Origin of the sequence: Pseudoalteromonas sp. XMcav11-Q (genome assembly GCF_040104525.1) — a bacterium.
In the GTDB taxonomy this organism is placed as follows: domain Bacteria; phylum Pseudomonadota; class Gammaproteobacteria; order Enterobacterales; family Alteromonadaceae; genus Pseudoalteromonas.
The window spans coordinates 151,055-176,327 of the sequence record NZ_JBECOX010000004.1 but is presented as its reverse complement, the minus strand read 5'-3'; the positions used below and the strand labels follow the sequence as shown (position 1 = coordinate 176,327).

Genomic DNA, 25,273 nt, shown 5'->3' with positions numbered 1-25,273 from the left:
AGCTATTACTTGAAAGAAATACTCAAACCCCGCAACCAGCGGGGTTTTTTTTTGATTTTATAAATATAACAGGCACGCACAGTCAACGAGGAATGAGGTAATGGCAGAGCAATACAACGGCTCCGAGCTAGTAGTAAAAGCATTGAGCGCATTAAAAGTAAAATACATATTTGGCTATCCTGGCGGATCGGTTCTTGATCTATATGATGCCTTGTTTCAGCAATCAGATATTGAGCATATCTTGGTTAGACATGAGCAAGCAGCGACCCACATGGCCGACGGTTATGCCAGAGCAACGGGAGACGTCGGTGTCGTCCTTGCGACCAGTGGCCCTGGTGCCACTAACTGCATTACAGGGATCGCGACCGCTTATATGGATTCAATCCCAATGGTTGTACTCTCGGGGCAAGTGCCTTCAAACCTAATCGGCGATGATGCGTTTCAAGAAACGGATATAGTTGGTTGCTCTCGCCCTATCGTTAAACACAGTTTTAACTGCCGCGACGCGACAAAAATCCCAGAAGTGTTAGCTAAGGCATTTTATCTAGCCAACTCTGGTAGACCGGGACCGGTTGTGGTTGAGCTGCCAAAAGATATTTTGAACCCTGCGCTTAAATTCGATTATCAGATGCCTGAACAGATTGATATGCGAACTTACAACCCGAGTGTAAAGGGGCATTCCAAGCAGATCCGCAAAGCGGTTGAAGCCATTATTGAAGCGAAGCGTTTGGTTATCTATTCTGGCGGTGGCATTATTCTTTCGAATACCTCGGAAAAACTAACTGAGCTGGTTGAGAAACTAAACGCGCCTATCACCAATACCCTAATGGGTCTTGGCGGGATCAGCGGCACACATCCTAATTTTATTGGCATGTTAGGGATGCACGGTAGTCTTGAAGCGAATAAGGCGATGGCGAATGCCGATGTTATCTTAGCGTTAGGTGCGCGTTTTGATGACCGTGTAACCAATAACGTCAAGAAATTTTGTCCGGATGCCAAAATTGTTCACGTTGATGTGGATCCAACTTCAATTTCTAAGACCATTCAAGCGCATATCCCAGTTGTGGGCTGCTTAGATACGGTGATGGAGCAATTGCTACGCGGTATCGAAAAAAGCGAGAAGCGCATTGACCGAGCCGCACAAGAAGATTGGTGGCAAGCAATTACCACATGGCGTGCTCAGAAATGCTTGTCGTTTACTGCGGGTGTAGAAAAAATCAAGCCGCAAACGGTTATCGAAAAGCTATACCAAATGACCAGTGGTGATGCGTATGTTTGCTCGGATGTAGGCCAACACCAGATGTTTGCAGCGCAGTACTATCCGTTCAAATCACCTCGTCAATGGATTAATTCAGGCGGACTTGGCACCATGGGGTTTGGCTTGCCCGCGGCGATGGGCGTAAAAATGGCATTCCCGCAAAGTGAAGTATTGTGCGTAACTGGGGATGGCTCTATCCAAATGAATATTCAGGAGCTTTCAACCTGTTTGCAATACGGCCTTGCTGTCAAGGTTATCTCGTTAAACAACCGCTCGCTTGGTATGGTGCGTCAATGGCAAGACATGATGTATGAGGGACGTCACGCAAGCTCCTATATGGAATCACTGCCTGATTTTGTCGCGCTTGCCGAGAGTTATGGTCATATCGGTATTCGGGTTGATAAGCCTGAGCAACTTGATGCGGCGCTGGAAAAAGCAATGTCGATTAAAGACCGACTTGTATTTTTAGATATTTTGGTTGATGAGTCTGAACATGTGTATCCAATGCAAATTAAGCAAGGTGCGATAGACGAGATGTGGTTGAAAAAAGGAGTAAAAGCATAATGAGAAGAATACTATCGATTTTATTAGAGAATGAACCTGGCTCTCTTTCTCGTATTGTGGGTTTATTTTCTCAACGTGCGTACAACATTGACAGCTTAACAGTGGGTACAACCGCAGACAAAACGCTATCTCGTATTACCATCACGACCCAAGGCGATGACCGCATTGTTGAACAAATCACCAAGCAAGTTAATAAGTTGGTGGATGTGCTTAAGGTTATTGATCTAACTGATATGCAGCACATTGAAAGAGAGCTGCTACTGGTAAAAGTCTATGCCAGAGATGAAGTAACACGAGCTGCTATCAATCGTGTTGCTGAGGTGTTCCAAGCCAGCATTATAGATATGGGCAAGCAAAGTTATATATTACAGATGGTAAGCTCAGCCGACCGTCTTGAGTCTTTCTTGGATCTATTACGTCACGAAAGCGACATAATTGAACTTGTGCGTTCTGGCGCGGTAGGTATTGGCCGAGGTGACAAAGCACTGAAAGGATAAAACCACCTACCTTTTAGCTGTCACTGTTATCTTTTGGGCGGGTGAGTACATTGTATTACGTACAACCCGCTTCAGTTATTTGCATGGCGGCTTCGATTTACTCTCATTAGGTTACTGGCTATAATCTCGTTTTTATCAAGTTAGATTATGCACATGGAACTCGAACGCTTCTGGCAGCTTGTCACCGCCCCCGATCATTCAAACGATAATGACTATTTAAAAACGCGTTTATCACCGCTAAGTTCAGAAGAAATTGCTCAGTTCGATGCATTATATACCAAAGAACTAAGAGCACTGTGGCATTGGGATAACTGGAAAGTGGCCTACGTGATTGCAGGCTGTAATAGCGAATATGACTTCTTAGATTTTTGTAATTGGATTATCAGTCGCGGCCCTGAAGCGGTAAGTGTACTTACAGCGGAACCAGACGAATTAGCTAATAAGTTTGCTATTCCGAATAAAGACGACTTGCCCTACCCATTTATTGACGAACTAGATTTAGTTGCAGGGTTGCTTTTTGAAGAAAAAAATCAAGACGAACTCCCGTATCACAGTGTCGTGAACTTTCCGCCGCAAGGCAAAAAGTTTAAAAATAAACCAAAACAGTTAAAGGCTGAACTACCTCAACTTTTTGGTCAATATTGGCTTGGATAAGGTTTAGTTTATTGTTTTATGTGATGGGTTTTAGTTGTTCTAGAGTTAGACGCTGAGACTCACTATTACCATCGCAAGATGTCGCCGCTCCAGATGCCTACCAATCCTTCCCGCTAACCAACCAAAATGACTTTGCTAAAAACACAACCTCTTGTTAAGTCTTAAGCAGTGGAATACTATGCTTATTACCCATTTCGGGAATAAAAAGAAAAGTGAACTTAAACATTGATTCTTTTCTGCCTCTCTGTCCATTTCTTAATTTTTTTGAGTGAAAAACACCTAAGTTGAAGTTGCGATTTTATGCCCGTATTTCGATTAATAAAAAGCTTATACATGAATTCCTTGGCTGATAGCCATATATGATTGCTGGCATTAACAACTTCCGCCATCTCCACCATTGCAGCCACCATCCCCTCCTGAATTGCCGAAAAAGCCTCCGCCATCACCATTCGTTTTGCCCGTATAGTTGCCAGAGCCTCCAAAGGAAGAAGTAACTTTACCAACCAACAAGATTAGCAATAGGCCTGATAAAATGGGACTAAAGATCCCTTCAAACCCTGATGAAGAAGAAAAGTCAGTGAAAAATGAGAATAATGCTAACCCTACGACGTAGATTAAAGTTTTCATATTTTCCGCTCTCTATTGGAGTATCATAGGTTATTAGTACTAATATACCTTGTAATGCTGAAACCGTCACCGTCCTCTTATAACTGTCTGGCAGGTGAATTCTAAACCTAATAAGTAATACTGATCGTAAGCTCATTTATGCGCTGGTAAAAATTAGCTGATACTTATACCGTCAGTATCCCTTGGTAATCACGCAAAAAACAGATCAAATATTTACACCAATAATTCGCACTTTCAAAAGTCCCCCAGCATTGATGCAAATGGTGGTAGGCGTCACCAATTCCCGTTAACGGCTGAATGAAATTACAGCTATAGGCTCAGGTATTCTTTGGCAGATAAAAACGCCAAAGTACACGTTCGAGCTATCTGAAGTTCATATTACTTCGTCTTGCTAGTACTGCCCTTTTATACGAACCATTTCATTCGCATACACTGACTCGCCATTATATTCAGTGAGAAATTCATCAGACACTTCGAATCCGTATGCCTTGTATAACTCCTTTGCAGGCTTATTTGTCTTGGCGACAAAAAGGTTCGCCTTGCCGCATATTTGTGACAAAAGGAATTCAAGCATTTTTCTTCCGATTCCGTTTCCTCTAGCACTAGGGCAAACAAATAGTGCCCTAATCTCTGACCCAAATATTGCTCCAAACCCAAGAATATTCCCATCATCAAAAACGTATATCTTTGATTCCTTTAGCGCTGATAGTCTCTTTTCATCATTTTCTAGAGGTAAGAGCTTAAATGTCTTCTTCTCAAAACGAAGCTCATCCAGCTTAGATTTCGAATAGATCTCAAAAATTCTCGGATAGTCTTCCTCTGTCAACTCTCGAATATTCATATGGTGCTAGCTCTTATCAATTTTAAATATATCCATTGTACGTTGTAGCGTATCGCTGTTTAGTTTCATATCTTTAAACAATTCATTTAACGCTTTCGATGTATCTAATTCATGGTTTGCAGCGTCAAGTACAGCAGCGGTATTTTGTGATATATCGGCGGCCACTTCAGACTGTTCGCAAGCTGCTGTGGCAACCGAAGTCGTGAGTTTTTCAACATGCGAACTGTGTTCGTTTACTCTGAGCGATACTTTACGCGTTTCTTCTACTTCGTTCATGGTATTTTGTGTGAGCAGTGTGTTTTCTCTTATTGATTTCACAACGCTTTGGCTTATCTCTGACAGGCTAAGTAACAGCGTGGAAATTTGCTCTGAAGATTGTTTACTGTTGTTTGCAAGTCCTCGCACTTCGTCGGCTACAACAGCAAAGCCGCGGCCATGCTCGCCTGCACGGGCTGCTTCAATTGCGGCATTGAGTGCTAGCAGGTTAGTTTGTTCGGCAACACTGCGAATTGAATCCAAGATAGTGTTTATTTCAGATACCTGCTTTTCCATACTCGCGGCCATCTCGTCGACGGCGTTCATACTCGTCGAGAGGGTTTTCATGGTGTCTAAGTTTTTTTGGTTGTCTGCAAGTAACTGCTGTGATTCGATGTTAAGTTGGTCGCTGGCATCCAGCGTATCTTGCGCGAGTTTTGCAATTTCTTGGCTGGTTGCGGCCATTTCTTCTATTGCAACCGCAATGGAAGATGCCATGCCCTGGGTTTTTTGTGCATCTTCATTGACGTTAGAGGCTGCTAAATGCATTTTTTCGCCTAGTTTCGTACCTACCTGAACGGACTTAGCTAAGCCAACCATTAGGTCTTTAAACGCATAAATCGTATTGTAAATTGACTCGGAGATTTGCCCAAGCTCATCGCGCGTGTTTAAGCGCATATCTAAAGTTAAGTCGCCCTCTTCAGCTACGCGTTTTAATATACTCGTTAATTGTGAAAGCTCCGAGCGTAACGAGCGAATCAGATGAAAGTTGACGAGCGCGATAAAGCTGAGAACGACGACAAAAAGCACAAACATTAAGATACTTTCAAATGCGATATCTGATTTGTGCTTTTGGCTATCTTTAATTGTCATTTCCCACACTGAATCGAGTTTGGTCTTGAACTTACCTATTAGACTTGTCGCCGCAGAAAACCACTCGGCACTTGAAGGTAAGCGACTAAAGTCAACTTGCCCTTGGCTTTCAAGAGTATCAAGAATTTGATTGAATGCTTTTGCCTCGCTTGAAGATAAAATAGTTTGTACGTTGCTTTGGCCCGTACCTTCGAGTGCGGTTTCTAATTGATGTAATGACATCTCTAGCTGTTGGCGATAGTACTTGATATCGTCTTTGAGGGTGTCTGACATTGCTTTTTTCGCAAGCACACCATTCACTTTGCCACGGATCTGTCCAAGGCGCTCTTTGCTTTGGGCAATAAGGAAAGCAATAGAAAGTTCAGAAGACAAGGTTCTATCTGATACGTAGGCTTGAATTTTTGCTGCTGTGTTTAATGAAACTTGATTAAGTTTGCTGTAGTAAGCAAAAGCATTACTGCCATTTTTCCTGTCGACCTCACCTCTTACGCGGTTCTTATTGGCTTCCACTTCAAAAATATAAGGTAACCATTTTTGCACATTTTTATCTTTAAGAAACAGTGAAGAGTGAATACTCTTAAGCGTTGATATTGTTTGGTCGGCAATTTCACGTTGCGCGTCGACCTTTCGTTTGTTATCACTACTTGGATTACCAAGGAACCCAGCCGTTAAGCCGCGCTCTACCGCATGATGATGCGCTACTTTCTCAATGGCGTCGAGCAAAACGACATAGTTGATATTTTGATCGGCCGCATTGTACTGTCTCCAGTTATTCAAAACGTTTTTGCCAACTAAAAATAGTAAAAATGCAAGCAGTGAGAAAGAACTTATCATCGTGAGCTGCATAATCGAGAATCTTTTCAAAATACCCATTCGTCTCTCCGTAGCGCGAGCGTAGATTATTGTTTAATCAAGGTAACTATAGTCCAACAAAATTAAGGTGAGATATTTTGTAACGAACATCGTGACGGATTTAACGTTTAGAGGCTGGAAGGATAGGTAAATGTTAATTGAAGTAATTTTTCTGAAAGCAAATGGTAGTGAAGTGTTGCTACCTTCTTGTTGCTAATAATGGTATTGGCGTCAAAATTAAATAGAGGAATGTATGAAAGGATTTATCAAACTAATGTTAGTGAGCCTTGCGCTTATCTCTTTGAAGTCATATGCGGTTGTATTTACGTGTAAAGGTATCGTGTACGACCTTTATTCAAATGGTAATAATAGCTACGAAGTTAGGTTTGAGCGTGAGTCCGGAGTTGACCTTGAGCCTGTTATCATTTAGCCAGAACAGCACTATCTGTTAGGGCCTGTACTGGATGCTATCCGTGAAGGTGAAAAATACCGCACTGTATATCGCTTAGTCATTGAAAATAGAGATAGTGCTGATACTCGATGCCACGATGGTGAGAGTGAAAACGCCTTAATCGGTCTTACAAAAGTCATCGATTAAAAAAACAAAAGGCGCCGACGGCGCCTTTAGAAACTAACCTGTAATGATCCTTAACATTCTACGAAGTGGTTCTGCCGCCCCCCATAAAAGTTGATCACCAACAGTAAATGCACTGATATATTTTTCACCCATAGTGAGCTTTCTTATCCTGCCTATCGGAATATTCAGTGTGCCGGTAACATTAACCGGAGTTAGCTCTTTTGCGGTAATATCACGCTCATTTGGAATGACGCGAACCCATTCATTATGTGCAGCGAGAATCGCTTCTATTTCTTCGACACTTCGATTTTCACGTAACTTGATGGTGAGCGCTTGTGAATGACAGCGCATCGCGCCAATTCGTACACACAATCCGTCAATAGGAATGGGCTGCTTTGACGAGCCAAGGATTTTGTTTGCTTCTACTTGTGCTTTCCACTCTTCTTTACTTTGCCCAGACGGCATTGGAACGTCAATCCATGGAATTAAGCTGCCGGCTAACGGCACACCAAATTGATCTTGTGGTAAAGATTCATCTTTGATTTTTTCTGCCACTAGCTTATCGATTTCTAAGATGGCTGAACTTGGGTCGTTGAGTTGTGCTTTAACCGAGCTGTGGATCTCACCCATTTGAGTGATGAGTTCACGCATATTTCTTGCGCCTGCACCTGATGCCGCTTGATAGGTCATTGGGCTCACCCACTCTATTAAGTCTTGCTCGAATAAACCACCAAGCGCTAGTAGCATAAGAGAAACCGTGCAGTTACCACCAACAAAGGTTTTTACACCTTGCTCAAGACCTTGTTGGATGACATCTTTGTTGACCGGATCAAGCACAATAATACTGTCTTTTTCCATTCTCAGTGCTGAAGCTGCATCTATCCAATAGCCTTCCCAGCCCTGTTCACGCAATGAAGGATATACAGATTTGGTGTAATCTCCGCCTTGGCAAGAGATGATAATATCCATTTCGCTAAGCGATAGAATTTCGCTTGCATCTTTTAGCGGCTTTGGCTCTCCACCGCCTTTCACAACGGGGCCAAGTTGGCCCGCTTGCGAGGTAGTAAAGAAGTGTGCATCAATGACCTCAAAGTCATTTTCTTGTTGCATACGCTCCATCAGCACGGAGCCAACCATTCCACGCCAGCCGACGAGTCCTACTTTTTTCATGTTATGTGCCTTAATTCTTGATTATACGGATCATTGCGTGAGTCGTATGTCTAGATGGCTACCATAGCAAAAGAATACGCAGTGGACTAGCTAGAAATCAGGATTTTAAAAAATAAAAAACCCCGCATGGCGGGGTTTGGATACAACATGTAAAGGTTGTCCTAATTTAACGCATTTGCGTCAACAAGAACTCGGTACGAAACGAGCTATGGTTTTGTTTTTAAAGCTCTTAAATAATGTTACTAGTTAAATATGACAAGTATATTAACAAGCTAGTAACTTACTGAAGTATTTAGATATATTTTTATATATAGACCAACTATACACAAAGTTACAGAACTTAGTCTATGAAATAACGAATAACAAATAAAAAAATTTAGAAAGATTGATAAAGATCAAAAAAGCCAAGGCGGGCCTTGGCTTTGGTTTAAGCTTAGTTGTTCCTTAGAACTCGTAGCTGTAGCTCAGGCTAACTGAGGTGCCAACATCTTTTTGTCTTACTACCACGTCAGATTGAGTTACTTCTTGATCTTCATTTAGCAAGTTCTTGACTTTAAATTTAACTTTAGAGTTAAAGTCTGGATACCAAGTATATACTAGGTCAAGCGAATGAAATGGTTGCTCATAAGCATCATCTCTACCACCAATCCCAGAAGCCAAAATACGCTCTCCAAAGACGTTATACACTAATGAACCACTGTGTTGACCATCAGCCGAATCATAGTTTAATTGCATATTAACTACGTACTCTGAGTGACCCGTCATACGCTTTGTTGGATTGGTTAAGTTACCTGCACGAGCAGGATCTATCGATACTTCGGAATCACTTAAGGTGATGTTACCTGACGTAAAGAAGCCACTCGCAAGACTCGATAAGTCATATAACCACTCGGCTTCGATACCGTATACTTCGCCTTCCTCACCATTTACGAAGGTTGCTGTATAGTCTTCATCACCAACCCGTAAGATGGTTTCTATTGGTGCCGTGATGTCTTTATAGAATGCCGCAACTGAGAAGTTGTCGCCATTATCCATATAGTACTCAAAGCGCGCGTCATAGTTTTTCAGGTCGCTACTCTTTAGGCCAGCTACACCGAAGGTGCGGATATCGGTTAGTGGATCATAGTAGGCAACCGGTACTAACTCACGTAAGTCAGGGCGTACTGTGGTTTCACCATAACCAAAACGTACTTGATAGTTACCGTCTGAAAGATACGTTAGCGATAGTGCGTTAAAGAAGTTATCTTCGTTAACTGTACCGGCTAAAATACGCTCTTCATCGTAAATCGTTTCCATCGTTATGCGGTCGAAGATCAGACTCGATGTTGCAAGTGACACTTGTTTAAAGTCTTCGTAACGAATACCACCACTAATACGCCAGGTATTGTCGAAGAAGATATCAAATTCACCATAGCCCGCATCAATCTTTTGAGCTGCGATATAATCGTCCGCCGCTGGTGCCTGAGGTTCGTTGAAGGTCAACAAGAAAGTGTTGTTGTTCAAAAACTCATCGTCAAGATAACCCGATAATCCATAGATCTCAGACTCATCAAAGTTTACTGGGATGGATATACCACTTTTGTTGTTTACAACGAAGTTACTGGTATTGTAAACACGCGCTCTGTCCATAAAGTCATAACCACCTTTGAGGGTAATTTCTATGCCCTCGAAGGTTAACGGTAAGGTGACATTGCCGCTGTAAGACTTTACGTTGTCTTCCATGTCGGTAAAGGCGTACGTTATACGGTTATCATCACCGGTAACGATGGAGTTTTTATAAGAGCCGTCTTCGTTATAGTTATCAATAAACTTAAAGTCGATTTCTGTTGGAATATCGGTTTGCGCTTTTGACTCTGTATACTGCCAGTCAAAGCCTACCCCCCAGTAATCGAGGAACGTGTGTTGACCAATCACTTGGTCGATATCCAACGTGCGTTCTTCGTAATCAAACTGATGTGAACGCTGTGCCGCGCCCGTTCCCGCAATTGTTCTAACGGTACTGCCGTTAGGGCTTTGTAACACGGAAAACTCTGATTCGGTTTCGTTATCTTCGAGATAAATCTTAGAATAAGTAATGCTATGCTGATCTAAGCGGTAACCGATATTGAATACACCATTTAGGCGTTCAGTTTCAGTCGTTACTTTAGATTCTTTAAGTGTCACATAACAGGAATTGGCTGTGTCTTCTGCGGTTTCTAGTTTTGAAGTACAGTTTTCACCTAATGTGTCGTCAATAACACCTGTTGTGCGGTCGCTATAATTCCAATCGTTGTCATAGGAACCCGCAAGCATAAAGCCTACCGTGCCGCCTAACCAATCTTCTTGGAAACTATTGCCAATGTTGGCTTTTACATCAAAGTTTGGATCTAGGGACTCTTCTTTGACTTGAATATCGCGAGGAAGTGATGACACAAAACCTTTGATCACGTCAATTGCTTGATCCGCACGTGTTAGCCCGTCTTTATCTTTGAAACCGTTTTTGTCTACAACTTCGCCGATGTCAAAGTTACCACGATATCTTACAACTGCATCTTGTAGTACTTGAGGTATACCTTCCGTGGTACCGCTGTAGGTAAAGCCTTTATCAGAATTAAAGTTTTGGCCAATACCTACCTCAATACCTGCGGTGAACTCCGATGGTACAGACTTAGTACGGATATCGATGTTACCACCACCGAATGCAGCAGGCATTGATGGAGAATAAGCTTTTTGTACCGCTAGACTTTCAATAATGCTTGCTGGAAAAATATCGAGTGGAATAACGTTTCTAGTTAAGTCCGGGCTCGGTACTGCGGCACCATTCAGGCGAGCACTTGAGTAACGCTCACCTAGGCCACGAACATAGATAAACTTGCCGTCAACTAACGTGAGACCGGTAACACGACGTAGCGCGGATGCTGCATCACTATCACCTGTTCTAGATAGCTGCTCTGCGCCTAAGATATCCGCAACAAAGGCTTGGTTTTTACGTTCTTCAATTACCGCTGCAGCACTACCTTGCAAACGAGTACCTACCGCAACAACTTCTTCGATTGCCTGTTCTTCTTCTGCAACGCTTGGTAGAGAAGTTGCGACTGTGAGTGCCGTACTGATGGCTAAAGCAACTTTTTTAAATTTCATTTGAGTATCCATATGCAATCCTGCCAAAAATCATAAAAAAGGCGCAATGACTGCGCCTTAATTGTAATAACTAAGGTCATTACGGATAATTAGTCAGCGTTTGAAGCCTCAATTGCTTTCTTAACCCACTGATACCATTCAGAAGACGTATCTTTATCAGATACCGCACCAATGTAATCAACGGTCGTGAAGAAGTTATCATTTAGGCTGCTTAGGTCGTTTGCTTCAATAGTGATAGCGGTAGAGCTTGAATTTGTTGAGAAGCCGTCTGCTGCAATTACGTCAGCTGCACCGTTTAGAATTTGGTTAGAGCCTGCGTTAACAAACCAGTCTTCTTTACCTTCACCTGCAGGTAATGGGTCAGAACCATTTTTAAAGTTTGCAGCACAAGCAAGTACAGAGCTTACATAGTTAAGCGTATCAGCTTCAGCGTTTGCAGCAGCCTTATCATCTTTAAATTCTAAACATTCAGTGCCATTCGCAGCTGATGATTTAACTACTAATGCGTTGTAATACATACCACGGATTGCATCGTCAAACTTCATACCTTGTGATTCGTCATCATCACGAATTGAGTTACCATCAGTCGTTAACACAGTTACGTTTGCAAAATTAAGCGTAGATGCTGGTGCTTGGCTGTAATCAGGGCCTGCTGCTTTTTCACCATCGGTTTCAAAACCATTGTTACCCATGAAGCCTTCTGTGCCCGCAGGAATTAGTACCGCGTCGCCGTTGTCATCAGCATAAGTAACGTCACGCTTAGTTTGAATTGTACCGTGCTTAACAAGGATAAACTGGCCTTTACCTTGCCATCCTGCATCAACGTCAACAGCATCATCTTGAGTATCCGTTACTACGATATTTTTGATGTTTGCAGCACCACCGAAGAATTCGATACCATCGTCAAAACCTTGGTGAATGTGAAGGAATTCGAAGCTTGAACCAGAACCCACAGCATTCAGTGTTAGTGAATTTAAGTCGTCCCCAGGGCCGCCATCACGAGGACCAGAACCTGCATACCAAATGTGCGCATATTTGATTTGACCGCTGCTATCTGCGTTGTTTTTACCGCCATAGTAGCTTGTTACACCTTCAGAATCTGCATTACATAGGTCGCCATCACGCTCTGCATCGGTACATTCGTTTGTGATACCAAAACCGTTAACCATGATACCACCCCAGTCAGCAAACTGTGGACCGATACCTGCTAGGTTAAATGCGTCAAATTCTGCTGCTGAAGTGAAACGAATTGGCTCGGCTGCAGTACCAACTGCGTTGATCTTCGCGCCACGCGCGATACGAACCACTGACTCACCAGAAGTGAATGCCATTACAGCACCTGGCTCTACAGTTAGTGTTGGACCGTTCGCCTCGATTGTACAACCTGTTGATGTGTTACAATCTTTACCGATTAAAAGTGCACCTTTGAATACGTGAGCGCCGCCATTCTCAAGCTTTTTGAATGTAACATCACCTTGTACTTCTAGCGATTTAGAAGCAAAGTCAGTGCCGTATACACAGTGTGGTGCTTGGAACGTACCTTGAACTTCAGTGCTTCCTACTGCGCGAGTTGTACAAGGGTTAGTTGTGCCAGTATCGCCACCTGTATCACCGCCTGAATCGCCATTGTTTGTTGTATTGTTTGAATTGTTAGTGCTGTTATCGTTTACAGTAGGTGTAACTTCGATGTCACCACCACAACCAGTAAGTGCCATAGCAGCGACGATTGCAGAGACTCTGAAGAGGTTTTTTAGTTCCATTGCTAACTCCAATAGTAGACTTTTAAAAAATTATTTTTTTACTGTGTTTAAATGATGTGACTAAATTAATGGGGTTTTATTACACGAAGATTACACAAAATGATTGTAATTAAATCTTCATAATAAAAATTGGAACTTTTAAAAATAAAAAACCGCCCGAAGGCGGCTTTGGTGTTGCGATTATAAAATATTATAATAAAGCTTGTTTTAATGTTTCAGCATGAACTTTTTCCCGCTTCACATATTTAATCCATTGCTTAGCGAGGTTTGCTGATTTTTTGTGCTTTTCAGCTTGTTCGAAGGCCAATATAGAAGCATCAAAGTTTTGCAGGTTAAACTGTGCCATTCCAAGTGCGACATAGGCGTTAGACTCAAACGTTAAATCGCCTTTATTGAGAGCAAGTCGGGCGTGATCTGCGGCTTCATCATACTTTTCAAGATTTAAGTAGATCTCTGCAAGTCTCTGATCTAAATTGCCATGTTCAACTTTTTCAGTTGCTGCTAGGAAGAAAGGTAGTGACTTTTTATCTTCTCTTGCTTGAACGAATGCTTCTGCGATAAAAGTTAGGTTTTTGGCGCTGTCTTCAACGACACCTGCTTTTATTCCGTTATCAAGTGCTTCCGCTGCTTTAAAAGGCAAGGCGTTCATTAAATAGACTTGAGCAAGTTGCATATAATCAGATTTCGATTTTATAAAGCCCCTTTGCTTTGCAGTTTCAAATGTTGCAAGCTGTTTTTTCTCGGCACCTATTTCACCGTACATGCCGCCAAGCTGGATCCAGTATTGTGGTTTGTCATAGAGGGTAACCATTTTCTCTAAAACATCTGCTACTTTTTTTGGCTGATTTAATGAGTAATATATCGCTCGCTGAAGAACTAACCAGTTTTCTTTTGGTAGTTCACCGTCGGATTCAACTAAATCAATCGCAGTATTTATATTGCTTATCGCATCATTATATTTTTTTAGTTGATATTGTGCTTGCGCTTTTAAAATATAAAAGTTGCTTTTTGGGGCCTGGGTATTAGCTTCTTTCCACTGATCAAGGAATGATAATGTACTTTCAAAATCATTGTTTGCCATGGCCAATTGAGCCAAGCTAAATGTCGTAGAAAGACGCAGGGACTCAGGAATAGATTCTTCCGCAATAACTGCTTTGAAAGATTCGATGGCCTTGTCGAGCTTGTTTTCGTTGTAATAAATAAAGCCATAGAAGTTATACATCATTGCCACTTCGTAGCTATTCATACTCGAAACGCGTTCTTTCACCGAATCTAATGCGGCGAGGCCTTCTGCAACTTGCCCATCGTCTGCTAGTTTTTGTGCTCGAGCCAGTTGACTATACACTTTTTCGCGTAGCGCGGGCACACGCTTGGTTTTAGTTTCTGAGTCAGCATAAGCCGTTGCCAAATTAACATTTGGTATGACTGAAATGAGACTCGGCGCTATTAAACCTGCGCTAAATAACGCACTTACTAACGTAATTTTTTTAAACATTTTCATAATCGCAATCCTTAATGGCAGTTAGCCATTAATTTGAAATGAAATCTTATTTTGAACACCCGCAACTTCAACCGGTTCACCGTTTACTACGCGAGGTTTGTATTTAAATTTCAATGCCGCATCAAGCGCTGCTTGGTCAAAGATCGATTCCGGTTCGGCGCTAACTACAACAGGGTTTCTCACAGTGCCTTGTTTAGTTACAATGAACTCAACAATCACATACCCCTCAATTCCGCGTGATAACGCACGTCTTGGATATACCGGCGCAACTTTAACGATTGGCAGATATTCACCATCACTGGACTCAAGTGCTAAACCACTCGCCAAATCTACGTCAGCGTCCACATTGGCACTAAAATCAAAGTTGCCGCCTGTTGCGTCAAGATTGTTGTTCTGGGTTTGTGGTGCATCCATTGGTGGAGGCGGCTCTTTAGGTGTTGGTGGCTTTTGTGGCTTACGCTCTTTTTTCTCCACCGTCTCTTCTTTTTTAAGACGGACGAAATCTAGTACTTGTCCTTTTACAGGATCTGTCATTGCTCCTTCCCCTCCTTGGATAAGCGCTTGCATACCCAAGAAAAGGAAAAAGGTAACTATGCCTGCAATTACTAAAGCAATTAAGTAACGCATGGTATGTTCCTATGACTCCTGTGCTGCAATCGAAACATCAAATGCGCCAGCTGCGCGTGATGCATCCATTACTTTAATTAGCGTGTCAGTAATTGCCTTTTTATCAGCCTGAATAACCACACTACCCTGCGGATTCTCCGCTTTAAGACGCTCAATATTTGCTTGAACTGCACGGATGTCTACTTGGCGTTTGTTAATCCAAATTTCACCAGTATCTGAAATTGCAACCAGGATATTGGCTCTTTGCTTTTTAACTGCAGTGGCCGCTTCTGGGCGGTTAACATCAATACCCGCTTCTTTAACGAAAGAGGCCGTTACAATAAAGAAGATAAGCATGATAAATACAACGTCCAGCATTGGCGTCATGTTGATTTCTTCTGCTTCTTCTTCTTGGAATACTTTTGCAAGTGGTGCTCTCATAATTCTTTCCTCACACGACCGCTTAATGGTCTAGTAGCATTTTATCTTCTAACAACTCAACTTCACGCTTGGCTTTACGCTGAAGGTAGGTCGATGCAAATACACCCGAAAGCGCGCCAACCATGCCTGCCATTGTCGGGATAGTTGCTTTTGATACCCCAGATGCCATAGAGCGTGCACTGCCTGATCCGGTGATCGCCATTACATCAAATACTTCAATCATGCCAGTTACCGTGCCTAGGAGTCCTAGTAAAGGACACAGTGCCACCATGACATTGATATATGGTAAGTTGGCGTTGAGTTTGATCCCCACGCGAGAGATAGTTGCTTGTCTTATCTGCTCTGCGTTCCAACTGTTACGCTCATTTCGCGAGTTCCAAGCTTGTAGGACTTCGTTTTTGTAGCCTCTGTATTTACCGAACACAAACATGAAGCGCTCGAGAATAAGTAGCCACATGGCGAAGGTTACGAAGCCGATGACCAGGAGAACCTGGCCACCTGTATCAAGGAATTCACGTAAAGCGTTAATTGCATCAAGCAATAAAACCACGATTACGCTCCTTTCTCGCTACGCTCAGCAATGATCCCCGCGCTCTGCTCTTGAAGAATAAGGAGCAAGTTACGAGAACGTGTGTTTAGTAGTGTGTAAAGGAATACGGTTGGGATAGCGACAACCAGACCAAGTACGGTGGTTACGAGGGCCTGAGAAATACCACCAGCCATCAGTTTAGGGTCTCCCGTACCAAACAAAGTAATTGCTTGGAAGGTGTTGATCATACCGGTCACTGTACCAAGTAGACCAAGTAGCGGTGCTACGACTGAAATAATTTTGATTAAAGTCAGGTTACGAGTGATCTTTGGCATCTCACGAAGGATTGCTTCGCTTAACTTAAGTTCTAGCGTATCGTAAGCCACATCTGGGTATTGCTCTTTCACTTTCATCACTCGACCTAGCGGGTTGTCGTCACGGGCAACACTATCTTTAAGCTGACGGTTGATTTTAGAACCCATCAACATGAGTGATACAAAACGCTCAATTGCAATAAGTAGTGCCAGTAAACCAACACCTAGGATCACATAACCTACCGCGCCACCTTGGTGTACTTGTTCTTCGGTATTTGGCGCTTGTACTAGTAGACCGAGAATTGAGCCGCCTGTTGGGTCAAGGGCAAAATCGACAGAACCGGTCTTCGCATTTTGTAATTCACCCGCTGTTGAGGTGAAACGAGACGCTGGCTGACGAGTCAGTTCAGAAAGCGTTTGTGTATCATTGTTGTAAGTCAGGTATTTACCATCAGCGATTAAGTTAAACGCACCGACGCGAAGCACTTCTTTGTTTTGCTTGGCACCACCGGCTACGATAACTTCGGTATTAAAGCGTGACACTTTACCTTGTTCCGTCATTTCACGTTGCATCTCAAACCAGACTTTTTCAATGTCTTCGATTGATGCTAGACGCGATGTTGAGCCCATCTTTTTCGCAAGCTCAGTCATGTAATCATCACGACCTTTAATTTCAGCTGATACAACTGACGTTGCGAACTTATTTGAACTATCGCCAGCTACTTGTTGAAGCACACCGAATAGCTCTTTTAATGTACCCATACGCTTGCTAAGCGTGTCACTTAGGTTGGCCAGTTTAATTTCATTTTCTTCGAAATTAGTTTCTAGACGTTCAGATTTAGCCAACGCTTGGTTACGTTCACCCGTTAACGCATTCAACATTTGGATTTGGTTGTTTTGCTGCGCTTTGAACTCGGCTTCACGTTGTTTGTTTTGCGCTGTTTGTGCGGTTTGCCCTTGTTCTAAGGTTTTAAGTAGTGAATCTAAATCTAATGCTTGTTCAGCATGCGCAGATGCGGTTAACGCAAGTGTTGTTGCGAAAATAGCGTGTTTAGTGAATTTTTGTACGAATTTCATAGTGGTCTCACCTATTACTCTGCAGCCTGAACTGGAAGCGTTAACATGTCAGGTGCTAACTGCTTACGTGCGATGCGAATGCCTTTATTGATTTGGCTGATGTTGGTATCTGGTAATGCGTCAAAAGCGTTACTGTCTTTGTTCCAAAAACCAGCTTGGCTGCCATCTTTTGTGACATAAAGCAGCTCAAGACGACCAATTCGTAGGAAATCTACTTCACGTTCTTGTCCATTCACGTCAAGTAATGAGGTGTAAGCTTCGATAGTACGTCCGTAGTCCACTTCAACTTGGTAAGCTTCAAGTACGCGGCGGAACTTTTCGCTTGATGAAATATCAGCACGGTCCATCAAGTTAGTTAACTGAGTAATACGCTCAGCACGCTCTTTAGGAAGGAAAGGCACGTCTAATTCAACGAACTGTTTCAGGCCTGTGATCATGCGCATCATGAGAGGTGTGATTTGACGCTCGATCACCGAAACTTGGTCCATAGAGGTGTTAATGGCTGCCATTTCTTCAAGTTGGTTTTTGATTTGTTTTTCTAATTGAGCGTTGTAAACAGATAGGCCGTCGATTTCTTTGTTCAACGTCTTGAACTTTTGCAAACGAGACTGCATATCGTCTGCAATACTATCGATTTTCCCTTGAGACTTTAATGCAGATTCATTGATAGCTGCACTTTTGTCCATCGCTTGATTTAATTCTGTTGCTCCGGCAGAGGCCGTTGCTAGCATACCTGCTATAAGCAAGTGGTTAACGCACTTCATCGCATACACCTTATAAATTATTGCTAGTTGCTAAAAAACTGGGTGCAGTCTAATTACGAAAAATGACAACCATGTTGCGCAACTAATACACAAATGTGACAGCTGTCATTGAAATTACATTAATCAATTAACTTATTGTTTTTAATAGAATTTTGTTGGTTAATGAGATGTTGCAGGTGTTTCGTGTCATAAAAGGATCACAAAAAAGCCGCTTTTGTTAAGCGGCTTTTAAGCTCTAGTGAGATGGCGTTAGACTCTAAACTTGAGCACCATTTGTTCTAATTCGTCGAACTGTAGTTTCAATGACTTACACTCTTCAAGGGTTGCGGTTAGGTTATTGCTGCCTTGCAGGCTGAGGTCACTAATATGATGAATGTCGCTATCTAATGTTTGGATAACGGTGTTTTGCTGGTGGGTGGCGCTGGCAACTGCATGGTTAACGCCGTCTATGGCATCAATCGAATTGCTCACTTCTTGCATTTTAGTACCTGAAGCATTGGCTCTATCGGCGCTTCTTGCTGAGTCTTCTAAACTCGCTTTCATTACGGCCACAGCTGAAGCAGAACCTTGTTGTAGTTGTGCAATAGTGCTTTCGATTTCTTGCGTTGACTCTTGCGTGCGCTGTGCCAATTGCCTTACTTCATCGGCAACGACGGCGAATCCACGTCCGGCCTCACCTGCCCTAGCCGCTTCAATGGCAGCATTTAACGCCAGTAAATTGGTCTGCTCGCTAACTCCTTTGATCACTTCAAGCACTTGCCCTATGCTGCCTGAGAGTTTATCCAATCCATCCAGCGTGTCTTGTGCCTGAGACATTTTTTGTGTCAGTGAAGCGATTTCTTCGATATTTTGAGTGAGTGAATGTTGGCTTTCAACAGAAAGCTTGTTGGCGTTACTGGCAAGTTCTGAAGCATGGGTTGCATTGTTTGAGATCTCTTGTGCACTTGAAGAAAGCTCGTTGATCGCTGTCGCGACGCTATCGGTGCGCTTTGACTGATCTGTATACATAGATAAGGTATCTTGCGTTTGCGCAACCAAACTATTTACGACGTTTTCAAGTGTTACTGTAGTATTTTTTACCTGCGTAATAGAAGCATGAATTTTATCGATAAATTGGTTGAAATAATCGGATAACTCGCCAAATTCATCTTGATTTTCTACGACTAATCTACGAGTAAGGTCACCTTCACCTTGGGCGATGTCTTTGATGGCTGCATTGAGATTGTACATCGGGCGCATCAGATACTTGAGCAATAGTTGTAGCATCACCACAATCGCAATCACGCCAAGTAGCATATAGATAGCTGCCATATTTCTAAAAGAAGATACGGACGAATAGGCAATTTCTTTATTAATGACAACGCCAAGATACCAGTCGACATTTTTAATGCCTTTCATTTTTACAAATGAAACGAGCTTTTCTGTGCCATCAATTTCAAGCTCCGTGAAATCCCGACTTAATGACAGGCGTTTACCAAACAGCTCTGACATCGGCTTGTCATTCAGTTTAGTATCTGGATGACTGAGTATTTTACCGCTTTCATCAAGTAAGAAACCGTAACCAAACCCTAAGAAGTCAATTTCATTGATAATTTCTGTGATGGTTGACATGTCGATGTCCCCCCCTGCCACACCTGCGAAACGGCCTCCTTGTTTTACAGGTACAACGGCTGAGATAGTGAATTCGTTGGTGGTAACGTCGATATAAGGTGCGGTAAATGCGGTATCTTGTTTTTGCTCAGCGAGCTTGTACCAAGGGCGGCTAGTCGCATCAAAATCAGCAGGAAGTTGGATACTTGGATCGTCCAACACAAATGTTCCATCTGGCGTGCCAATAAAAACGTTTTTGAAATCCCCCGCAGTGTCTGCGGTTTTTAACCGTCTTCTTATCTGTTCAGTGGAGTCATCAGCTCTATGTCCATCAGCAATCGAGACCACGATTTCAAGTCTGTCATTGAGCCAATTGGCGATATTCTGTGAAACCGAGCTTGAAATCTCTTGTAAAACCAAGGTAAGTCGAGCTTGAGTTTGGTCTCGCATAACAAGAAAGTTGTTTACGGTAAATAAGCCGAGCACAATCACTAACACAAGGGAGGCTGCTACGGTTACTTTGGTGGTGAACTTTAGCGCTTTAAACATCATGATCCTGTTGAACTTGTTCTTTTCTTCAGCCAAACAATACACTTGTTGGCCGATTATTATTAATAGATTTAGGAATTGGATTCCTTTGTAACTATTTTTATCAAAAACTCAAAGGTTTGTCTTTGATTATCGGCAGGAAATGAGAGAGGTTTAGAGTGAATGTTAAATAAAGGTGAGACTTCGCTCACCTTGCGTTACAGTAACGACGCTTGATAATGTCGCCAAGCAGTATCTAATTTAACACCTGCTGATTGCTCAAAGTATTGCCAGTCCCACTTTATGTCGTCATGTGGGTCCAATTGAGCATTGATCTCCTGAAGTAGGTCTCGGTTACTTTGCTTCGATAACCAATCGATAAAGAATGCTGTATTTTTATAGCCGTCTTTATAGTTGCCACCAGGCTTTTGGGTATCATCAGGAATATACCCAGCTTTTAGTCTAACAACATCTGCTATTCCCTCAATGATTGGCCCTATTTCCTTGTAGTTATGATCATCTAGCTGATAAGCATGGGCAATTTCATGATAGAGAATACCGATAAGTTCGTCGACTGATTCTGTTTCACTGTGCGATGTAGAAAAGTTTTCCATGTAGTTTGCGCTGATATGGATTGTTGCGCCGTTAAAATCGCCCTCTTTATATGCAACCCCTTTTAGGTCTTCAAAGACGATATGGAGGGTTGGTAGCTTAGGCGCGCTAGTCATATCTTTATAAAGTAATCTAGCCACGTTATAACTTATCTGCTCTATTACTTTGTTATCAATTTCTTGCCATGCGAAATGGTTAATTTTAGTCGTTTTGCTTAGCGAGACGGCTGGTAGAGGAAATTGACGCCATGCTAAGTCTGACTGAAACGCGATCGGTTTTAATTGCGCTGCGGCATTATCGATGTCATTTGCAAGTGCGAACGGCGCACTTGCAAATGTGGTCATAGCCGCAAGAAATATTCCTGCTTTAACCATTACTTATACTCCGACAACGAAGGCGGTCTCTGCGTCTTGGATTGACCCCATGCTTTATTCGGCTTGCTAGACATTTGATACTCCAATGTACCACCATTCATAATGTCGTTATGTGTGATGTAGCTGCGCTTAAGCGGTTTTCCATTTAATTTAATGGACTTGATATATTTGTTTTTGTCACTGAAACCTTTCGCAACAGTTCTAAATGCTTTGCCGTTTGCAAGTTTCAACGTAACTTCTGGCACTTGAGGCGCACCAATCGCGTAGCTTAGGTCGCCTGGCGCAACAGGATAGAAGCCCATCGCAGAGAATATATACCAAGCAGACATCTGACCTACATCGTCATTACCTGCAAGGCCATCCGGTTTGTCTGAGCTTAAGGTATCCATGATCTGACGAATACGCTCTTGGGTTCTCCACGGTTTACCCGCGTAGTTATATAAATAGGCAATATGATGGCTAGGCTCATTACCATGGGCATAGTTACCAATCAGGCCTGCAATATCTTCGTGCTCTTTGATCATCTCTTCAGAAAGGTGTGTATCAAACAGTGCATCTAGACGCGCTTCAAATGCATCATCACCACCCATTAATTCAATCAGGCCAGCTACATCATGCGGTACATAGAAGCTATATTGCTTCGCGTTACCTTCGGTGTATGGGCCCATGTATTTTGCTTCAAAAGGGTCAAATTCGGGATCCCAGTTTCCTTTTGAATCTAACCCTTGCATGTAACCGGTTTCTTTATTGAACACATTTTTATAGCTCATCGCACGTTGGTAATAGTCTTTCGCTTTACTGGTATTGCCCATCGCTTCATACATTCTTGCGATGGCAAAATCATCGTAAGCATATTCAAGAGTGATAGAAATAGACTCAGGAAGTACGTCCATTGGTACATAGCCAAATTTCTTGTATTCAGGGATGGCATCGTACACTGGGTTGTTAGCCGTGTTTTCAATTGCTTCTACTGCTAAATCAATATCGTAATCTCTGATCCCTTTTAGATATGCATCAGCAATGACTGAAACCGCATGATAACCAATCATGGTCCATGTCTCGTGGGCATGGAACGACCAAATAGGTAACATTTTTTCATAGCTTTGCTGATAATGTACCAGCATAGATTGGATCATGCCGGATACGCGGTCTGGGTCGATATAAGTGAGCAATGGATGTAATGCACGATAGGTATCCCACAACGAGAATAAGGTATAGTGCTCGAAACCTTTGCCGTCATGAATTTCACCGTCAACGCCTCGATACTGTCCATTGACATCTTGGTAGATATTAGGCGCTTGTAGCGCATGGTAGAGCGCAGTGTAGAACTGACGTTTTTGCGCTTTGGTGCCTTCCACGTCGACTTTATCTAAATAATTTGCCCACTGAGACTTGGCATTTTCGCGAACGTTATCAAAATCCCAACTTGGTACTTCAGTTTTAAGATTCTCTAATGCGTTTTTGCGGCTAACTGCAGAAAGTCCGACTTTCACCAACAGTGGCGTTTCGTCTAAATTATCAAAGCTTGCAACAAACTTAACGGCTTTACCTGCTGTCATCTTTACTGCGGTATTCTCAATCGTAGAGTGTTTGCTGTCTTTTCCTAAGCAATTCATACAACGATAACGGTTGTTGTCTAGATTATAAAACTGATAGTCAGCGATAGGTTTTGAGAACTCGATGGCAAAATACATTTGGCGGTTACGCGCCCAGCCATTAGTTGCGCGGTAAGCAACCAATGTGGTGTCGTTTATTTTGCGGATGTCGCTCCAAATCACTTTATTCTCAAAGTTATAGATTGCTGAGGTCAAATCAAGCAATACATGACCCTGTTTTGCTTTGTTGAAGCTGTATTTATGCATACCCACTCGCGTGGTTGCAGTGACTTCGGCTTTCACACCATAGTCGAGTAAGTCAACACCGTAATAGCCAGGTTCAGACCATTCTTGGTCGTGAGAAAAGCGCGAGCGATATCCTATGTCAGGATTTTCAGAGGTACCAGCATCGAGTTTTACTTCGCCTGTCATTGGCATGATCAGCAAGTCGCCAAGATCTGAGTGACCAGTACCAGAGAAATGCGTGTGGGAGAAACCAACAATAGTATGGTCGTCATAGTGATAACCAGCGCAGCGCTTGTAGATTTCTGGTTGAGGGGAAACACCGCGCATAGGGTTATCTGTATCTGGGCTTAATTGCACCATACCAAATGGGACGACTGCGCCTGGGAAGGTGTGGCCATCACCGCCAGTACCAATGAAGGTATCGACCCACTGTGTATTTGATTCAGTGGCGTGAACTGTTGCGCTTAACAACACACTTTGTGTGATTGCCAACGCCCAAGTTTTAGCTCGCATTACTCTCTCCTAGTTTTTGTTTTGAATTGGAGCGTTCCAATTTTGTTTTATAATACCCTTTATGAATACGTATTCAATACTCTGCGACGAAAAAATTATGCAATAAAAAAGGCGAGCTATGCTCGCCTTGTAAACTTTCGTTAACTTAATTCAGTTTTGCTTGCCACTTTTGCGACAGCTTAACCACGTTTAATCCGTACCATGCGATGTAGACATAACAAAGCAATGGCACAATAAAGCTGATCTGAATATGGAATTTATCCGCAACCACACCTTGAATGAGCGGCACAATAGCACCACCGACAATGGCTAAACACAGCCAGCCAGAACCTTTACTGGTTAGTGAGCTCAAGCCTTCAATTGCCATTGAGAAGATTGTCGGAAACATAATGGAGTTAAACAAGCCAATCGCGAGTACGGCAATCATCGCAATGTTGCCACTGGTACTCATGGTCAATGCCAGTAATAAAATAATAACGACAGCGTTGAAAGCCACTGCTTTTGAAGGTGCAATGGTCTTTAAGGCAGCAGAGCCGATAAAGCGCCCTACCATAGCACCACCCCAGTAGTACCCGATAAGTTTTGCTGCAGCGTGCTCTTCAAGTCCTGCGATTTCAGGTTCTGCAAAGTAATTTACAAGGAAACTCCCAATCGCAACTTCTGCACCGACATAGCAGAAAATAGCTACTACACCCATTACTAAGTGTGGGGCTTCAATTAGGTTATGGTGTTTCGCTTTACAATCGACGGCTTCAGTATGCTCAGCAATAATGGGTAACTTTAAAAACGCGAATACAACGGCGATTGTTAGTAGCGCAGCTGCCAAAATAAGATAAGGTACCTTTACCCCCTCTGCGCTTGCCGCAGCTTCAACGGTTAGCGTACCGGCTGAACCAAACAATAAAAAGCCACCCACGATAGGACCAATAGTGGTACCCAGTGAATTAAGCGCTTGCGCAAGGTTTAAACGACTTGACGCAGTGCGAGGATGCCCGAGTGCTGCTACATAAGGATTCGCTGATACTTGCAAAACAGTGATGCCAGATGCAAGCACAAAAAGCGCTGAGAGAAAAATCCAATATTCGTGAACAACAACGGCGGGATAAAACATGATGCAGCCAATGGATGCCACGATTAAGCCCGTTAGTACGCCATTTTTATAGCCAAAGCGTTTAACTAAATACCCAGCAGGTAAAGAAATAATAAAGTAGGCACTAAAAAAGCAAAACTGGATCAGCATTGCTTCGGTGTAGTTAAGGTCAAATACGCCTTTTAGACGTGGGATGAGGACATCGTTTAAAACGGTAATAAATCCCCAAAGGAAAAAAAGCGTTGTCATTGCAATAAGCGGAAGTCGATAATTATTATTCTCGGTATTCCCGCTTGTGACGAAGGTTTGATTTGTATTTATTTCGCTCACAAGTGATACTCCAATCTGTTTTCACCTTGATTCTACACACTGTTACATGAAAATCACAAATGTTTTGTTGGATCGTTCCATGTTTTATCTGCTAAAGTAACGGAAATGTTCAGCA

The 25,273-nt window shown here is 42.6% G+C and carries 20 protein-coding genes; 4 read left to right on the top strand and 16 right to left on the bottom strand.

The window, feature by feature from the left end; genetic code table 11:
* Positions 1–100: 100 nt before the first annotated feature.
* The 3 genes from ABMY45_RS08325 to ABMY45_RS08315 all read left to right on the top strand — a co-directional run bounded on the left by ABMY45_RS08325 (position 101) and on the right by ABMY45_RS08315 (position 2,973).
* Positions 101–1,822, top strand: coding sequence for an acetolactate synthase 3 large subunit (locus ABMY45_RS08325; RefSeq protein ID WP_010605491.1), 1,722 nt, complete (start codon positions 101–103; stop codon positions 1,820–1,822).
* A complete protein-coding gene (gene ilvN, locus ABMY45_RS08320; RefSeq protein WP_010377111.1) occupies positions 1,822–2,319 on the top strand; it encodes an acetolactate synthase small subunit in 498 nt (165 codons plus the stop codon). The genes ABMY45_RS08325 and ilvN overlap by 1 nt, the downstream gene beginning before the upstream one ends.
* Before the next feature lie 153 nt (positions 2,320–2,472).
* A complete protein-coding gene (locus tag ABMY45_RS08315) occupies positions 2,473–2,973 on the top strand; it encodes a DUF4240 domain-containing protein (protein WP_010605492.1) in 501 nt (166 codons plus the stop codon).
* A 372-nt stretch (positions 2,974–3,345) separates the two neighbouring features.
* Here ABMY45_RS08315 and ABMY45_RS08310 read toward each other — a convergent pair whose 3' ends face one another.
* The 3 genes from ABMY45_RS08310 to ABMY45_RS08300 form a co-directional block, all read right to left on the bottom strand.
* Positions 3,346–3,600: a hypothetical protein gene (locus ABMY45_RS08310; protein ID WP_174169178.1), complete on the bottom strand. Its 255-nt coding sequence runs from the start codon at positions 3,598–3,600 to the stop codon at positions 3,346–3,348.
* Positions 3,601–3,991: 391 nt separating this feature from the next.
* Positions 3,992–4,441: an N-acetyltransferase gene (locus ABMY45_RS08305; protein WP_349288736.1), complete on the bottom strand. Its 450-nt coding sequence runs from the start codon at positions 4,439–4,441 to the stop codon at positions 3,992–3,994.
* Between the two features lie 6 nt (positions 4,442–4,447).
* The gene (locus tag ABMY45_RS08300) at positions 4,448–6,442 is read right to left on the bottom strand and encodes a methyl-accepting chemotaxis protein (RefSeq protein WP_349288735.1); all 1,995 of its coding nucleotides are present in this window, start codon (positions 6,440–6,442) and stop codon (positions 4,448–4,450) included.
* Positions 6,443–6,674: 232 nt separating this feature from the next.
* On the opposite strand from ABMY45_RS08300, the gene ABMY45_RS08295 reads away from it, so the two are divergent.
* Positions 6,675–6,851: a hypothetical protein gene (locus ABMY45_RS08295; RefSeq protein WP_349288734.1), complete on the top strand. Its 177-nt coding sequence runs from the start codon at positions 6,675–6,677 to the stop codon at positions 6,849–6,851.
* A gap of 201 nt (positions 6,852–7,052) precedes the next feature.
* Here the strand turns inward: ABMY45_RS08295 and asd are convergent, their stop codons facing one another.
* From asd to ABMY45_RS08230, 13 genes are all read right to left on the bottom strand, one after another.
* Positions 7,053–8,168 carry an aspartate-semialdehyde dehydrogenase gene (gene asd, locus ABMY45_RS08290; protein ID WP_102058111.1) on the bottom strand — a complete coding sequence of 372 codons (1,116 nt, stop codon included), beginning with the start codon at positions 8,166–8,168 and terminating at the stop codon, positions 7,053–7,055.
* 444 nt (positions 8,169–8,612) lie between these two features.
* Positions 8,613–11,300, bottom strand: a complete 2,688-nt coding sequence (locus tag ABMY45_RS08285; RefSeq protein WP_174169174.1) for a TonB-dependent receptor — start codon at positions 11,298–11,300, stop codon at positions 8,613–8,615.
* Between the two features lie 77 nt (positions 11,301–11,377).
* Entirely contained in the window at positions 11,378–13,048 is a 1,671-nt protein-coding gene (locus tag ABMY45_RS08280; RefSeq protein ID WP_174169173.1) for a hypothetical protein, read from the bottom strand.
* Between the two features lie 190 nt (positions 13,049–13,238).
* Positions 13,239–14,549, bottom strand: coding sequence for a CDC27 family protein (locus ABMY45_RS08275; RefSeq protein WP_349288733.1), 1,311 nt, complete (start codon positions 14,547–14,549; stop codon positions 13,239–13,241).
* Between the two features lie 21 nt (positions 14,550–14,570).
* Positions 14,571–15,176: an energy transducer TonB gene (locus ABMY45_RS08270; protein ID WP_010605501.1), complete on the bottom strand. Its 606-nt coding sequence runs from the start codon at positions 15,174–15,176 to the stop codon at positions 14,571–14,573.
* A 9-nt stretch (positions 15,177–15,185) separates the two neighbouring features.
* Entirely contained in the window at positions 15,186–15,596 is a 411-nt protein-coding gene (locus ABMY45_RS08265) for a biopolymer transporter ExbD (protein WP_349288732.1), read from the bottom strand.
* Between the two features lie 22 nt (positions 15,597–15,618).
* Complete coding sequence (locus ABMY45_RS08260) at positions 15,619–16,146, bottom strand: MotA/TolQ/ExbB proton channel family protein (RefSeq protein WP_010378705.1); 528 nt, start codon at positions 16,144–16,146, stop codon at positions 15,619–15,621.
* 2 nt (positions 16,147–16,148) lie between these two features.
* Positions 16,149–17,516, bottom strand: a complete 1,368-nt coding sequence (locus tag ABMY45_RS08255; protein WP_010605502.1) for a MotA/TolQ/ExbB proton channel family protein — start codon at positions 17,514–17,516, stop codon at positions 16,149–16,151.
* Positions 17,517–17,530: 14 nt separating this feature from the next.
* Complete coding sequence (locus tag ABMY45_RS08250; RefSeq protein ID WP_227387946.1) at positions 17,531–18,280, bottom strand: DUF3450 domain-containing protein; 750 nt, start codon at positions 18,278–18,280, stop codon at positions 17,531–17,533.
* A gap of 249 nt (positions 18,281–18,529) precedes the next feature.
* Positions 18,530–20,419 (bottom strand): methyl-accepting chemotaxis protein, encoded by a 1,890-nt coding sequence (locus ABMY45_RS08245; RefSeq protein ID WP_095726524.1) that lies wholly within the window; start codon positions 20,417–20,419, stop codon positions 18,530–18,532.
* Positions 20,420–20,616: 197 nt separating this feature from the next.
* A complete protein-coding gene (locus ABMY45_RS08240; protein ID WP_211865499.1) occupies positions 20,617–21,384 on the bottom strand; it encodes a basic secretory protein-like protein in 768 nt (255 codons plus the stop codon).
* A complete protein-coding gene (locus ABMY45_RS08235; protein WP_349288731.1) occupies positions 21,384–23,738 on the bottom strand; it encodes a GH92 family glycosyl hydrolase in 2,355 nt (784 codons plus the stop codon). The genes ABMY45_RS08240 and ABMY45_RS08235 overlap by 1 nt, the downstream gene beginning before the upstream one ends.
* A 145-nt stretch (positions 23,739–23,883) precedes the next feature.
* Complete coding sequence (locus ABMY45_RS08230) at positions 23,884–25,158, bottom strand: sugar MFS transporter (protein WP_010605507.1); 1,275 nt, start codon at positions 25,156–25,158, stop codon at positions 23,884–23,886.
* Positions 25,159–25,273: the final 115 nt, after the last annotated feature.